Below are 13814 nucleotides of genomic sequence, written 5' to 3' on the forward strand. Positions count from 1 at the left end.
CAGGGGCGTCTTCCTGGATGACGCCGTCTGGGACAGCGTCGCGGCGTTTCGTACGGCCTTCACCGATCCCGAGTTCCGAGCCCGTCTCGCCGATGATCCGGCGACCGCCACCGCGAGCCCGCAGCTGTTCCACACGGTCGCCGTTCCGGGCCTCTGCGCAGCGTGAGCCCCAGCCTTCCTTCCGACGAGATCGCCCTGCGCGAGGACGCGACCGACAAGGCCGACGTCATCGGCGCCGGCGCCGTGGCGGATCCCGCACTCGGACTGGCGGCGGAGGCGGTCCCGAGCCTCGGAGCGCGACTTCCGGGAACGGACGCCCTGCAACGGATGAGCGTGCGCGACCCGAGGCGTCCGCAGACCGAGGACCAATTTCTCGGACCGGTCGCAGCGCGTGCTGACAGGTCCCGCCCCACCCCGACCTCAGGCGGCGCCGTCATGGCTGGCGAAAAGCCCTCGCTCGCCAACAGGTCGAGCGGACGATCAGGATCGGCCGAACCGTGCCGTTTTGCCCTGCACCGCATGACGTCCGATCCGTATCCTTCACGATTCGGGAAGGGCTTGCCCGGCACGCGACAGGACCCGCTGCACGCATGACGGGCGTCGATTCAGCCCGTAAGGTGCGGTCTGGAGATTGAGCATGGCGCACCCTCACGATCATGATGACCATTCCCATGGGAGGCACCCGGCAAGCGAACTCTCGCCGATGGAATTGCGGGTGCGCGCCCTGGAATCCATCCTCGTGGACAAGGGCTACGTCGACCCGGCCGCCCTCGATGCGCTGATCGAGACCTACGAGACCAAGGTCGGCCCGCATAACGGGGCCCGGGTGGTGGCGCGGGCCTGGGTCGATCCCGGCTTTCGCGCCCGCCTGCTCGCGGATGCCAATCCGGCCATGCGCGAGCTCGGCGTCGGCGGGCGGGGTGGTGAGCACATGGTCGTCGTCGCCAACACCCCCGAGGAACACAACCTCGTGGTCTGCACGCTCTGCTCCTGCTACCCGTGGCCGGTGCTCGGCCTGCCACCGATCTGGTACAAGTCGCCCCCCTACCGCTCGCGCGCCGTGATCGAGCCGCGCGCGGTGCTGGCCGAGTTCGGCGTGACGCTGCCGGTCGAACAGCGCATCCGGGTCTGGGATTCCACCGCCGAGCTGCGCTACATGGTGTTGCCGATGCGTCCCGCCGGAACGGAAGAACTGGACGAGGCAGCCCTCGCGGCCCTCGTCACCCGGGATGCGATGATCGGCACCGGCCTTCCGCGCGCGCCGGCAACGACCGCATGAACGGGGGGCAGGACCTCGGCGGCATGCACGGCTTCGGCCCTGTCGCGCCCGAAGCCGACGAGCCGCGCTTCCATGCGGCCTGGGAGAAGCGCGTCTTCGGCCTCGCGATGGCCATGGGCCTCTCCGGCGCCTGGAACCTCGATGCCAGCCGGTCGGCCCGCGAGGCGCTGCCGCCGGGCGAGTACCTCGCTTCCAGCTATTACGCGATCTGGCTCAAGGCGCTGGAACGCCAGGTGCAGCACCACGGCCTCGTCACGCCCGAGGAGCTGTCCACCGGCATCGCGTCGGCTCCCGCCGCTCCGGTCAAGCGCGTCCTTCGGGGGGAAGAGGTGGCGACGCTCTTCGCGCGGGGCTTCCCGAGTGACCGGCCCGTCCCCGACCCGGCGCGCTTCTCGCGGGGCGACCGCGTCCGCGCCCGGATCATCCATCCGGCGGGACACACGCGCCTGCCGCGCTACGTGCGGGGCCAGATCGGAACCATCGAGGCGGTGCATGGCGGCTTCGTCTTTCCCGACACGAACGCGCAGCTCGCCGGCGAGGCGCCGCAATGGCTCTACACCGTCCGGTTCTCGGGCCGCGACCTCTGGGGGGACCAGGCCGAACCCGGCCACACCGTCTCGGTGAACGCCTTCGAGAGCTACCTGGAACCCGTCGAACCGGTACGCTCCGCATGAGCGCCGATCAGATTCCCCGGGACGACGGGGCCGATCCGGTCTTTGCCGAGCCCTGGGAGGCCCAGGCCTTCGCCCTGGTGGTGGCGCTCCACGACCGCGGCCTGTTCGACTGGAGCGAATGGGCGGAGGCGCTCGGGGCGCAGACGCGGCGCACCGGGCAGGCGGCGGACTATGCCGCCTGGCTCGCGACCCTCGAAGGCCTGCTCGCGGCACGCGGCATCGCGGCGCCCGAACGCCTCGCCGCGCGCCGGGCCGCCTTCGCACGGGCCGCCGCGGCCACACCGCACGGCGAGCCGATCCTCCTGGCGAACGATCCGCTCGCGGGCACCCGTCCGGGGTGAGGGGCCGAGACGCCGCGAGAGCCGGGCGGATGCGTGAGCCGTCGCTCCGCAAACGTGGGGCCGGATCGGAGCAGGCGATCTCGGGTCGAACGGTCGAGCGTCCTGAACCCGGCCCGAGGCGATGACGGCGCTTGTCGATCCGACAGGACGAGGCGACACGATCGGCGATGCCTCCGTCGCGCGCACGGGCCTGACACGGATCAGCGTCGGGAGCGACTGGGAGAACACCGAAAGGAATGGCGGAGACGGAGGGATTCGAACCCTCGATACCCCTTTCGGGGTATGCTCATTTAGCAAACGAGTGCCTTCAGCCGCTCGGCCACGTCTCCGCAGGCGGTCGATCTAGAATTTCGCATTCGGCGGGTCAAGCTGCGATTGGCGCGGCCGCAGGGAAATCGATGCCTTCCGGGCGGGCGTGCCGTCGGGGCCACAGGCCCGGTCGATGCCCCGGGGCCGCCGGACGGGCCGGGCAGGGCGGCTCTTGCGGCCGCCGTGCCGTCTCAGGCGCCGACGCTGGCGGCGAGGCGCTTGCGCTGGATCTTGCCGTTCGCCGTGCGCGGCAGCGCATCCAGGAAGCGCACTTCGCGGGGGCACTTGTAGGTCGCGAGGCGATCGAGACACCAGGCCATAATGTCGTCGGCGTCCAGCACGGCATCGGGCTTCGGCACGACGAAGGCGGTGATGACGCTGAGGTCGGCCCGGACCGCCATCTCCGCGACGCCGACCTCGGCGACGTCGGGATGCTCGATCACGACTCCCTCGATCTCGTTCGGCGAGACCCGATAGCCGAAGGCGTTCATGAGGTCGTCGTTGCGGCCGTGGTAGGTCAGGTAGCCGTCCGCATCGAGGCTCGCGCGGTCGCCACCGACGAACCAGTCGCCGCGCATCACCGCGGCCTCCTCCTCGGGCCGGTTCCAGTAGCCCAGCATCAGGCCCGGCTCGGAGCGGTGGATGGCGAGGAGGCCGACCTCTCCGGGCGGCAGCGGCTCGGCCGGGCCCTCGGGCGACAGGATCGCCACGCGGCGCCCGGGCTGCGGCTTGCCGGGGGAGCCGGGGCGCACGGGGATCGTCGGGCCGCTCGAGACGTAGGTCGAGCACTCGCTCATCCCGAGGGCCTCGTAGAGGGGCTTGCCGGTCGCCTGCGTCCAGGCCGCGAGGAGCTCTGGCGACAGGGCCTCTCCCGCCGTCACCCCGTGGCGCAGGGTGCCGAGATCGACGGCCCCGAGATCGGCATATTTCAGGATCTGGCGGTAGACGCTCGGCACGGCGGCGAAGAGCGTTGCCCGATGGCGGGCGATGAGGGCCGGCCAGATCGCCGGATCGCGCGGGCCGTCGTAGAGCACCGCCGTGGCGCCGCAGGCCCAGGGATCGGTGATCCCGACGCCCAGCGCGTAGGTCCAGTTCATCGTACCGGCATGGAGCATGACGTCGTGCTCCGACAGGCCGAGCCAGTGCGCGTGCATCGGCCGGCGCCCGCGGATGGCGCGATGCGCGTGCAGGACGCCCTTGGGCCGGCTGGTCGTGCCGGAGGTGTAGACCAGGGTCGCGGGGTCCTCGGCCCGGGTGTCCGCGTAATCGGGCAGCAGCGGCCCGGCCTTCATCGCGGCGATGTCGTCGGGCCGGAGCAGAATTCGCCCCCCGAGCCCGGCCGGATCGACGGCATGGCCCGCCCCCACGACCACGACGGACGCGCCCGCATTCTCCATCAGGAACGCGGCCTCGGGCTCGGTCAGTTGCGGCGAGGCCGGCAGGGCCACGAAGCCGGCGGCTAGGGCTCCGAAGTAGACCAGCACGTAGTCCGCCTCGTTGCCCATGCGAATCATCACGCGCGCGCCGGGCGCGAGGCCGAGGGACCGAAGCCCGGCCCCGATGGCCCGGACCGCCCGATCGACCTCGCCGAAGGTCAGGACGCGAACGTCGTCGCCGACTCCCGCCATGATGAGCGCCGTCTTGTGGGCGCGCAGACGGGCATTCTCGGTAAGGCAGAAGCGCGCGCCGTTGAACGGCGGGGCCTCGGCGGCGGCGGCAAGGGATGAGGTCAAGCGAGGGCTCCGTGGCGACCCGCGCAAGGAAGCCGAAAGCGGGCGCCTCGACAAGGGCACCCGCTCCCCGTTTCCGACGCGCCGCCCCGCGGCGCGGCCGGCCCTCAGCCGGCGATTTCCTTGGCGGCGACGAGCATCTCCTTCATCGCTTCCGCGGCGGCCTGGTAGGCGGGGGTTCCGACATCCCAGTTGCTGGCCTTGAGGGCTTCCAGCATCTTGCCGGCTTCCGCGAAGGCCTTGCTCTCCGCAGCCACCAGCCGGGCGAAGGCGGGGTGGGCGGCCGGTGCCGTCCCGGCCAGGTCCGTCTTCAGGCTCCGGCCGGGCTGGCCCGACGGGGTGGCCAGGATCGGATCCGGCTGGGCCATGCCGACGAGAACCCGGGCGAGCTTGCGCTTCCACGCGCCGAGATCGGCCGGCAGGCGCACCAGGGCGTAGACCGGTACGTCGCGGGCATTCGCGTTCAGCGCCGTCTGGCCGGTGGCCTCGGCGCGCACGAGCCGGCTCGTGATCTTCTCGATTTCCTCGTGGGTCTTCGAGGCCTTCGCGGCGATGTTCTGCACGCTGGTCGAGATTTCCGAGGTCGCGGCCCGCTGTTGTCCCAGCATGTGCGAGATCGCCTGGTTCAGGTCGCTCGCCTGCGCGATGCGGGCATTGGTCTCGACGATCCGGTGCTCGAGGTGATCGACGATGGTGCGGCCCGTGGTGACGGCGCTGCGGCTCTCGTGAACCGCCTCCGAGATCGCGCCCATCTCGGCGGTGAGGGTACTCAGCAGCCCGCGGATCTCCCCGGTGGACTTGGCGGTCTGGGCGGAGAGCGACTTCACCTCGGCGGCCACCACGGAGAACCCGCGGCCGGCCTCGCCCGCCCGGGCGGCCTCGATGGTGGCGTTGAGGGCCAGGAGATTGGTCTGCGCCGAAATCGCCGCGATGGTGGTGGCCATCACCTCGATCTGCGCGATGGCGCGCTCGAGGACGACGACGCGATCGGAGATCTGCGAGGTCCGGACATCGATCTCGTGCATCGCCGTGCGCGCCTTCTGCGCGTCCTGGATGCAGGCCTGGGTCTCCGCGAGGGCATCCCGCGCGACGGTCACCACGGTCTCGGAGGTCTGCGCCACCTCCGCCACGGAAGCCGCCATCTCCTCGGCGGCGCCCGCGATCGTCTGGGTGGCGCTCGCCACCTCACCGACGTCGTAGGTCATCCAGCCCGTGTTCGTCGCAGCCTCGGAAGCCTCGCGGGCGACGGAGGCGGTGGTGGCCAGGCTGCGCAGGAGATCGGCTTCGCGATTCGCATGCAACCGCTCGATCGCGGCGCGGAGCGGCCCCTCGGGCAGATCGACCGATGCGAGATTTTGGCTCACCATCAGGGATTCCACCGCCTGTACCAGACGGGCTTCGTCGCGGATCCCAGCGGCATCCGGCGCCGTCTCGGTGACGGGCGACTTCGGGGTGGAACGAGCGAAGGGAAGGCCGAGCATCGCGGTTGGTCCTGTAAGGCGTAGCGATGTGATCTACCGATCTTCCATTAATGTATCCTTATGGCCTGAAACACCCGCTCAAAATCGAGAAGCGTTCCGTCTCGCACCGCGATGCGCTGTTGTGCAACGCGAACAATTAACAGGTGGCTCGCCACAATCAGTGCTTGTTGTCTACCACCAGTTTTGGTTCGGTAAGCTTTAGCGTTTCATTATAATTTATTTAAAATTCCATATTGATTGTTAGTATCTATGACGAATTCAGAACCCTTGCGGAGGCCTGAGGGATCATCCGTCCGGTCCAGCCCAGGTGGGACACCCGGCCGAACGCGACGTCCACTTCGACACAGGCCGGCGATGCCGGGAGGCCCGCGCGTGGCCCGGGGATCGCCGCCCGCAACCTCCGGCGAGACCGAGGGGCGTCCGCCTGGACCAAATCTGTTCAGGCGCTGAACCATCCCGCGAGGCCCGGCACGGCACGGCCCATCCAATTCAGGATGGCGCCCGGGCAGGCGCGGAGGAAGACGGGCGGCGCGTCGGATCGACGCCGCTCGGCCGCCGGTCCGGATCGAGTCCGGCTCAGGCCGAGCGGGAGAGCGGCATCTCGCGCGGGCCGATGAGGTCCGCCTTGCGCTCCAGCAGAGTCGGCGGGGGGACCGGGGCCTCGATGGTGCAGACGACACCGCTGGCCGCGAACAGCAACTGGACCTCGCCATCGAGTTCCCGGGCCAGGCTGCGCTCGATCAGGCGCGAGCCGAAGCCGGTCCGGGTCGGCGGGACGACGGGGGGGCCGCCCGCCTCGCTCCAGCGCAGGATCAGGCGGGTCTCCGCCTGGCGCTCCACCGACCAGGCGATCGTCACCGTGCCCCCCTCCTGCGAGAGCGCCCCGTACTTGACCGCATTGGTGCCGAGCTCATGGAGCGCCATGGCGATCGACAAGGCCAGGCGCGGCGGCAGCCGCAGGGCTGGGCCGGAGACGAAGAACCGGGAGCGCTGCCCCTCCGCCGCATCCAGCGGCGCGATGGCGTCGGCCACGACGTTCCCAAGCTCGGCGCCGTCCCAGCTCTCCCGGGTGAGGACGTTGTGCACCCGGGCCAGGGCCAGCAGGCGGGCCTCGAACGCGGCTCGGGCCGCGGTGGCCTCCGGCCCCTCGAGCCGGCGCAGGGACTGTCCCGCGATCGACTGCACGGTGGCCAGGGTATTCTTCACGCGATGGTTCAGTTCGTGGATCAGCAATTGCTGGTGCTCGGCGGCGCGCTTGGCGTCGGTGATGTCGACGTTGCAGCCCGTGTAGCCGAGGAAATTGCCGGTATCGTCCGTCCGCGGCACCCCCTCGCAGCGCAGCCAGCGCACGACGCCGTCCTGGTCCACCACCCGGACGTCGGCCTGGAAGGGCACCCGCGCCGCGAAGGCGTCCCGAAAGCGGGTCGCGAAGGCCTCGTAGTCCTCCGCGAAGAGGATCCGGCGCCAATCCTCGCCGGCCAGCACGGCGGCCGTATGCAGCCCGAACATGTGGTCGAAATGCATGTTGGCGAAGCTGATCCGGGCGTTCTCGTCGGTCATCCAGATCAGGGCCGGCGCGGAATCGGCCATGTGGCGGAAGCGGGCTTCGCTCTCGCGCAGGGCACTCAGGCCGCGCTCGGTCTCCGCCAGCGCCCGGTCGCGCTCGTCGCTGCGCAGGCGCAGGCGCTGGGAGGCCTCCGCGAGCACGTCCCCCAGGCGCCGGATCTCGTGGATCGGCGAGGTGATCCGCGGGATGACCTCGCCGCGGGAGAGGGCCGGCCCCGTCGCGGCGAGCCGGCGCAGGGGCTGCGAGACCCGCGACCACAGGTGAACCGCCAGGATGGACGAGGTCGCCAGCACCAGGAGGCCGAAGCCGCAGAAGGCCCAGATCCAGTTGCGCAGGCGCGCTTCCACCAGGGCCTGCGGGATGATCGCGGCCGCGGTCCAGCCCGTGAGGCGGGAGCGGGCCTCGACGACCGTCACGGCCTTGAGGCGCCGATCCTTGCCCTCCCAGACATTCGGCGTCGCGGTCTGGTACTGACGCAGGGTCGCGAGGCGCTGCGAGCCGATATTGGTCTCCGGATCGGGCACCCGCGCCAGGATGACCCCGTCCCGGTCGGAGAGGCCGGTGGTCCAGCCCTCGACGGCTTCCCGGGCGACCAGGCCGTCCAGCCGGCCGATCGGGACCGTGAAGCTGAGGATATGGGTGACGCCGCCCTCGCCGAACACCGGCACCGCGACCGCATAGGTCGCGTCCGTGGGCTTCATGCCCTTGACGTAGCCCGAGACGACGGCCCGCTGGCTGCCCGTGGCGATCTCGCGATCGAAGGGCAGCCCGCTGCGCGGCAGCGGGGCCCGGCGCGGCACCGCCGTGTTCACGACCTGCTGTCCGTCCGGTCGCCGAAGCAGGATGTCGAGGCCGACCGCGTCCCGCACGAGGCGCGCCTGGGCGTCGAAATTGTCGAACTCGCCGTCCTTCAGTCGCGGCGATGTGGCGAGGGTCTGCAGCACCGAGACGAGGCCCGCCGTGTCGCGGTCGACGGAGAGGGCGATGCTCCGCACGTTCTCGCGGGCATCCTGCTCGAAGCGGGCCCGCTCGGTTCCCGCGTAGCGCGCGAGCAGGATCGCCGTGAACAGCAATCCCGGTCCGATCAGCGCGATCACCAGGGCGACCAGGTAGACCTGGGTCGAGAAACCGCGCTGTCGGACACGCGCGAAGGCGGAGGCGAGCGACCCCCACCCCCGGCGCCAAGTGCGGCGCCCGGTCGGGGTCTCTCCGGGAGGCGGTGTCTCTCCGGGAGGCGGATGGCTCATGAGCGCGCGACGCCCGCGCGATCGATGTGTCCGAGGTCGCGATCCGGCGCGAGGTGATCCCGAACGCGCTGCTTGAGGACCTTGACGTCGGGGAAGCCGCCGTCGCGCGTCCGATCCCAGATCAGGTGCGGTCCGCACAGGATCACGAAGACGCCGCCGGTGCCGGGGATCAGCGCCACCTCCCCGAGGTCGTCGCGAAACGTGGAGAGGAGTTCCTGCGCCATCCATCCCGCCCGCAGCAGCCACTGGCACTGCGTGCAGTAGGTGATCGAAACCCGCGGCTTCTCGGGCGATGGGCGGGGCGTTTCGTCCATGGCGGGTAAAGCGACCGATCGCTCCCGGCTTGTCAACCGAAACGCGCGCCCGGGCTTCGCACGGCGATGGTCTTCGGTGGGGTTCGGCGACGTTTTCCCGTCAACCGGCCAAGTTTTTCCCTGTGCGCCTTTATCGCAGCGCCGATGCGCCTATGTGTGTTCACGGGCCGGTGAGGGACCGATCTTCGCGCGGCGCGCCGATGGCCAAGGAGTCCAAGCATGCGTTCAGGTGTCGTCACCCCGACGACGGGTCCCGTCCGGGCCTGGCTCGGCAGGGTTCGGATCGCTGTCGCGGCTCTCGCCCTGGGCACGACCCTGACCGGCTGCGGAGCGATCAATCGGGTCCCGACCCTCGAGGAGCGGGCGAAATCCTCGTGGAGCGAGGTGCAGAACCAGTACCAGCGCCGGGCCGACCTGATCCCGAACCTCGTCGAGACGGTGAAGGGCTACGCGCAGCAGGAGAAGGACGTGCTGATCGGCGTGACCGAGGCGCGGGCCAAGGCGTCGAGCGTCAAGGTCGACGCCTCGACCGTGAGCGATCCACAGAAGTTCAAGGAATTCCAGGACGCGCAGAACCAACTCTCGGGCGCCCTCGGCCGCCTCCTCGTCACCGTCGAGCGCTACCCCGACATCAAGTCGAACCAGAACTTCCTCGCCCTGCAGTCGCAGCTCGAAGGCACCGAGAACCGGATCGCCGTCGCCCGCCGCGACTACATCGCCGCGGTCCAGGACTACAACACCGAGGTCCGCACCATTCCGGGCCGGTGGATCGCCGCCATCTTCTACCCGGACGCGAAGCCGATGGAGACCTTCACGGCGACGCCCAACGCCGAGCGCCCGCCGAACGTGAAGTTCTAGCCCGCCATGGACCGTCCGCGCCCGGGCAGCGCCGGGACAGACGCCATCCGGTCGATCGCCGCGCGGCTGATCCTCGGGCTCTGGCTCGTCGTCGGCGCCACCGGCCTCGCGCACGCGCAGGCCGGTGGCGCCGAACCGACCTTCCCCGCCCTGACCGGGCGGGTGGTCGACGGCGCCGGCCTCCTGAAGCCCGAGGACCGGACGGTCCTCGAGACCAAGCTGAAGGCCTACGAGGACAAGACCTCCGATCAGGTTGTAGTCGCCACGGTCCCCAGCCTGCAGGGCCGGACGGTGGAGGACTACGCCAACCGCCTGTTCCGCGCCTGGAAGCTCGGGCAGGCCAAGACCGACAACGGGGCGCTGCTCCTCGTCGCCCCCAACGAGCGCAAGGTCCGGATCGAAGTCGGCTACGGCCTCGAGGGGGCCCTCACCGATGCCCTCTCGAAGGTCATCATCACCACCGCGATCACGCCACGCTTCAAGACCGGCGACTACGCCGGCGGCATCAACGCGGGCGTCGACGCGGTGCTGTCGATCCTCGCGGGCGACGCCGAGGAGTGGCAACGCAAGGCGCAGGTACGCAGCGACGAGGCCGATCCCGGACAGGTGGTGATCTTCATCATCCTGTTCTTCGTCGTCCTGTTCGTCGTCTACCGGATGAACCGCGGGCGGCGGAGCGGTGGGGGCGGCTTCATCATCCTGCCGGGGCCATCCTCGGGGGGCTGGAGCGGCGGCGTCTCGGGCGGCTTCGATGGGGGCGGTTTTTCCGGCGGGGGCGGCTCGTCGGGTGGGGGAGGAGCCTCCGGTGACTGGTAAGCGACCGCCCTTTCTCGATGCGCCGGCGCGGGCGCGGATCGCGGAGGCGATCCGCCGGGCCGAGACCGCGACGTCCGGCGAGATCGTCGTGCTGGTGGCCGCCCGTGCCGGACTCTACCGTTCCGCGCCGCTGCTGCTCGCCCTGGCCGCCGGCCTCGTCCTGCCCTGGCCGCTGATCGTCCTGACGCCGTGGAGCGCGGCCACGATCGCGCTGGCGCAGGTCGCCGTGGTCCTGCTGGCGCTGCTGGCGGGTCTCCATCCCCGGGTTCGGATGGCCCTGGTCCCACGGGCGATCCGCCGCGATCGCGCCCACGAACAGGCCCTGCGCGAATTCACGACCCGCGGCCTCAGCCGGACGGCAGGGCGGACCGGGGTGCTGATCTACGTCGCCCGGGCCGAGGGCCATGCCGAGATCGTGGCCGATCACGGCGTTGCCGCGCGCGTCCCGCCCGGCGCCTGGTCCGGCGCGATCGAGGCGCTCCTGGCCGCCCTGCGCCGCGGCGAGGCCGAGGCGGGCCTGACCGAAGCCGTCGGGCAGGTCGGCACCATCCTGGCCGGGCCACTTCCGCCGGAAGCCAGACCCCTCGACGCCCTGCCGAACCGCGTCATCGAACTCGATTGAGGATCGCGGACCTTTCGCAACCCGCGGTGACAAACGGGGGATGGGTTATTCAATCCCTACCGATTGAAATCGCGGGCCTCTGGCCCTGCGGAAGAATTTGCGCAAGAAGAGCCCTTGACGACCAGCCACGAAGGACAGGTCGCAGGAGCGAGACGTCTATGAGTGCGGTAACGAAGCACGGGCCCTGGGCCCTCGTGGGAGCGCTGGGGGCGGCCGCCCTCGCCATCGTCGCGACGACGCGCGGGGAAACGGTCAACGCCCTCTGGATCGTCGTGGCGGCGGTCTGCGTCTATCTCATCGCCTATCGCTACTACTCGCTCTTCATCTCCTCCAAGGTCATGCGGCTCGACGACAGCCGCCGGACGCCGGCCCACGTCCACAACGACGGGCTCGACTACGTCCCCACCAACCGCAACGTGCTGTTCGGACACCACTTCGCCGCCATCGCCGGCGCCGGGCCGCTGGTCGGCCCCGTGCTCGCCGCGCAGATGGGCTACCTCCCGGGCCTGCTCTGGATCCTGGCCGGCGTGGTGCTGGCCGGCGCCGTGCAGGACTTCATGGTCCTCTTCATCTCGATGCGCCGGGACGGCCGCTCGCTGGGCGAGCTGATCCGGTCCGAACTCGGCACCATTCCGGGCGTCATCGCCCTGTTCGGCACCTTCATGATCATGGTCATCCTGCTGGCGGTGCTGGCGATGATCGTCGTGAAGGCCCTGGCCGAGAGCCCCTGGGGCACCTTCACGGTCGCGGCGACGATCCCGATCGCGATGCTGATGGGCCTCTACGCCCGCTACATCCGGCCCGGAAAGGTCGGCGAGGTCTCGATCATCGGCTTCGTGCTGCTGATGCTGGCCATCGTCTACGGCGGCAACGTGGCGGCCGATCCCTACTGGGGCCCGGTCTTCACCTTCACGGGCACGCAGCTCTGCTGGCTGCTGATCGGCTACGGCTTCATCGCCTCGATCCTGCCGGTCTGGCTCCTGCTCGCCCCGCGCGACTACCTCTCGACCTTCCTCAAGATCGGCACGATCATCGGCCTGGCGCTGGGCATCGCCTACGTCGCCCCGCACATGCAGATGCCGGCCGTGACCAAGTTCGTCGACGGCAGCGGACCGGTCTGGGCCGGGTCGCTGTTCCCGTTCCTGTTCATCACCATCGCCTGCGGCGCGGTCTCGGGCTTCCACGCGCTGATCTCCTCGGGCACCACGCCCAAGCTCATCGACCGCGAGTCCGATGCCCGCTTCATCGGCTACGGCGGCATGCTCATGGAGAGCTTCGTGGCCGTGATGGCGCTGGTCTCCGCCAGCGTGATCGAGCCGGGCATCTACTTCACCATGAACTCGCCCGCCGGCCTCGTCGGCACGACGCCGGAGAGCGCGGCGGCCGCGGTGACGAAGCTCGATCCCGCCTTCGCCATCACGCCGGAGCAGATCGCCCAGACGGCCAAGGACGTCGGCGAGCACTCGATCATCTCCCGCGCCGGCGGCGCGCCGACCCTCGCGGTCGGCATGGCGCACATCATCTCCTCGGCCATCGGCGGCAAGGCGATGATGGCGTTCTGGTACCACTTCGCCATCCTGTTCGAGGCGCTGTTCATCCTGACCGCGGTGGATGCCGGCACGCGCGCCGGGCGCTTCATGCTGCAGGACCTGCTCGGCCTCGTCTCGCCGCGCTTCAAGGACACGACGGCCTGGGCGCCCAGCATCCTGGCCACCGCCCTCTGCGTCGGCGCCTGGGGCTACTTCCTCTACCAGGGCGTCACCGATCCCCTCGGCGGCATCTACACCCTGTGGCCGCTGTTCGGCATCTCCAACCAGATGCTGGCCGCCGTGGCCCTGACGCTCGCCACCGTGGTGATCTTCAAGATGAAGCGCGAGCGCTACGCCTTCGTCACGATCATCCCCACCGTCTGGCTCTGCGTCTGCACCCTCACGGCCGGCTGGCAGAAGATCTTCTCGGCCGACCCCAAGATCGGCTTCCTGTCCCACGCCGATCGCTTCTCGGCGGCCATCGCCGAGAACAAGGTGCTGGCGCCGGCCAAGAGCATGGCCGACATGCACAAGATCGTCTTCAACGATCGGATCGACGCCGCCCTCGCGGTGCTGTTCGTCGGCCTCGTGCTCGCCATCGCCACCTTCGGCATCATGGCCTGCGTGAAGGCCTATCGGGCCGATCGCTGGACCGCCCTGGAGAGCGGCGGCCCGGCCGCCGTTCCCGCGGAGTAAAGCCCATGGCGCTGTCGTCGACCGAATTGCGGGACCGTCTCAAGACCTTCTCGAAATGCGTCTGCGACGGCGCCCGACTGATGGTGGGGCAGGGCGATTACGAGGCCTATGCCGCCCATATCCGCAGGACGCATGCGGACCAGGAGCCCATGAGCGAGCGGGAGTTCTTCCGGAACCGGGAGAATGCCCGCTTCGGCGTCGGCAACCGCAGCGGCTTCCGCTGCTGCTGAGCGCCACCGCCTGCCGTACCGGCGGGTCTTCACCGGACGGACGGCCTCGCGCGCGTCCTCCGCAGCCATCCGATCACACGCAGACACGCCCGCGTATGCCGCCCCCTGGCCCGGCCCCGAG

13 protein-coding genes and 1 tRNA gene are annotated in these 13814 nt (G+C 70.1%); 9 read left to right on the forward strand and 5 right to left on the reverse strand.

The window, feature by feature from the left end:
• Nucleotides 1-162: 162 nt before the first annotated feature.
• Genes ASG51_RS23805 through ASG51_RS01985 form a run of 4 tightly spaced genes read left to right on the forward strand, consistent with a single transcriptional unit; the run spans nt 163 to nt 2294 of the window.
• Nucleotides 163-594, forward strand: a complete 432-nt coding sequence (locus tag ASG51_RS23805; protein ID WP_156389526.1) for a hypothetical protein — start codon at nt 163-165, stop codon at nt 592-594.
• A gap of 43 nt (nt 595-637) precedes the next feature.
• On the forward strand, nt 638-1279 hold the full coding sequence (gene nthA / locus ASG51_RS01975) for a nitrile hydratase subunit alpha (protein ID WP_056378681.1): 642 nt from the start codon (nt 638-640) through the stop codon (nt 1277-1279).
• Nucleotides 1276-1953: a nitrile hydratase subunit beta gene (gene nthB / locus ASG51_RS01980; protein ID WP_056378683.1), complete on the forward strand. Its 678-nt coding sequence runs from the start codon at nt 1276-1278 to the stop codon at nt 1951-1953. Before nthA ends, nthB begins: the two co-directional genes overlap by 4 nt.
• On the forward strand, nt 1950-2294 hold the full coding sequence (locus ASG51_RS01985) for a nitrile hydratase accessory protein (RefSeq protein ID WP_056378685.1): 345 nt from the start codon (nt 1950-1952) through the stop codon (nt 2292-2294). The genes nthB and ASG51_RS01985 overlap by 4 nt, the downstream gene beginning before the upstream one ends.
• Nucleotides 2295-2531: 237 nt before the next feature.
• Here the strand turns inward: ASG51_RS01985 and ASG51_RS01990 are convergent.
• The 5 genes from ASG51_RS01990 to ASG51_RS02010 form a co-directional block, all read right to left on the reverse strand.
• Nucleotides 2532-2623, reverse strand: a tRNA-Ser gene (locus tag ASG51_RS01990).
• Nucleotides 2624-2794: 171 nt separating this feature from the next.
• The gene (locus tag ASG51_RS01995; RefSeq protein WP_056378687.1) at nt 2795-4336 is read right to left on the reverse strand and encodes an AMP-binding protein; all 1542 of its coding nucleotides are present in this window, start codon (nt 4334-4336) and stop codon (nt 2795-2797) included.
• 104 nt (nt 4337-4440) lie between these two features.
• Nucleotides 4441-5814: a methyl-accepting chemotaxis protein gene (locus tag ASG51_RS02000; protein ID WP_056212848.1), complete on the reverse strand. Its 1374-nt coding sequence runs from the start codon at nt 5812-5814 to the stop codon at nt 4441-4443.
• A gap of 576 nt (nt 5815-6390) precedes the next feature.
• Nucleotides 6391-8628: an HWE histidine kinase domain-containing protein gene (locus ASG51_RS02005; protein ID WP_082513824.1), complete on the reverse strand. Its 2238-nt coding sequence runs from the start codon at nt 8626-8628 to the stop codon at nt 6391-6393.
• Nucleotides 8625-8942, reverse strand: coding sequence for a SelT/SelW/SelH family protein (locus ASG51_RS02010; protein WP_056212846.1), 318 nt, complete (start codon nt 8940-8942; stop codon nt 8625-8627). The genes ASG51_RS02005 and ASG51_RS02010 overlap by 4 nt, the downstream gene beginning before the upstream one ends.
• 219 nt (nt 8943-9161) lie before the next feature.
• Between ASG51_RS02010 and ASG51_RS02015 the strand changes: the two genes are divergently transcribed.
• The 5 genes from ASG51_RS02015 (at nt 9162) to ASG51_RS02035 (ending at nt 13693) form a co-directional block, all read left to right on the forward strand.
• Nucleotides 9162-9800, forward strand: coding sequence for a LemA family protein (locus ASG51_RS02015; RefSeq protein ID WP_056212844.1), 639 nt, complete (start codon nt 9162-9164; stop codon nt 9798-9800).
• 6 nt (nt 9801-9806) lie between these two features.
• On the forward strand, nt 9807-10616 hold the full coding sequence (locus tag ASG51_RS02020; RefSeq protein WP_056378689.1) for a YgcG family protein: 810 nt from the start codon (nt 9807-9809) through the stop codon (nt 10614-10616).
• Complete coding sequence (locus ASG51_RS02025) at nt 10606-11238, forward strand: hypothetical protein (protein ID WP_056378692.1); 633 nt, start codon at nt 10606-10608, stop codon at nt 11236-11238. The genes ASG51_RS02020 and ASG51_RS02025 overlap by 11 nt, the downstream gene beginning before the upstream one ends.
• 158 nt (nt 11239-11396) lie before the next feature.
• Nucleotides 11397-13463: a carbon starvation CstA family protein gene (locus tag ASG51_RS02030; RefSeq protein ID WP_056212837.1), complete on the forward strand. Its 2067-nt coding sequence runs from the start codon at nt 11397-11399 to the stop codon at nt 13461-13463.
• Nucleotides 13464-13468: 5 nt separating this feature from the next.
• A complete protein-coding gene (locus ASG51_RS02035; RefSeq protein WP_056212834.1) occupies nt 13469-13693 on the forward strand; it encodes a YbdD/YjiX family protein in 225 nt (74 codons plus the stop codon).
• Nucleotides 13694-13814 lie beyond the last annotated feature (121 nt).

This window comes from Methylobacterium sp. Leaf465, assembly GCF_001424705.1.
Classification (GTDB): Bacteria; Pseudomonadota; Alphaproteobacteria; order Rhizobiales; family Beijerinckiaceae; genus Methylobacterium.

Excerpts from the sequence above, each read along its gene's own strand:
- ASG51_RS02035 (WP_056212834.1), top strand. The coding sequence starts at position 13,469 with ATGGCGCTGTCGTCGACCGAATTGCGGGACCGTCTCAAGACCTTCTCG.
- nthA (WP_056378681.1), top strand. The coding sequence starts at position 638 with ATGGCGCACCCTCACGATCATGATGACCATTCCCATGGGAGGCACCCG.
- ASG51_RS02015 (WP_056212844.1), top strand. The coding sequence starts at position 9,162 with ATGCGTTCAGGTGTCGTCACCCCGACGACGGGTCCCGTCCGGGCCTGG.
- ASG51_RS02000 (WP_056212848.1), bottom strand. The coding sequence starts at position 5,814 with ATGCTCGGCCTTCCCTTCGCTCGTTCCACCCCGAAGTCGCCCGTCACC.
- ASG51_RS02005 (WP_082513824.1), bottom strand. The coding sequence starts at position 8,628 with ATGAGCCATCCGCCTCCCGGAGAGACACCGCCTCCCGGAGAGACCCCG.
- ASG51_RS01985 (WP_056378685.1), top strand. The coding sequence starts at position 1,950 with ATGAGCGCCGATCAGATTCCCCGGGACGACGGGGCCGATCCGGTCTTT.
- nthB (WP_056378683.1), top strand. The coding sequence starts at position 1,276 with ATGAACGGGGGGCAGGACCTCGGCGGCATGCACGGCTTCGGCCCTGTC.
- ASG51_RS02030 (WP_056212837.1), top strand. The coding sequence starts at position 11,397 with ATGAGTGCGGTAACGAAGCACGGGCCCTGGGCCCTCGTGGGAGCGCTG.
- ASG51_RS02010 (WP_056212846.1), bottom strand. The coding sequence starts at position 8,942 with ATGGACGAAACGCCCCGCCCATCGCCCGAGAAGCCGCGGGTTTCGATC.
- ASG51_RS02020 (WP_056378689.1), top strand. The coding sequence starts at position 9,807 with ATGGACCGTCCGCGCCCGGGCAGCGCCGGGACAGACGCCATCCGGTCG.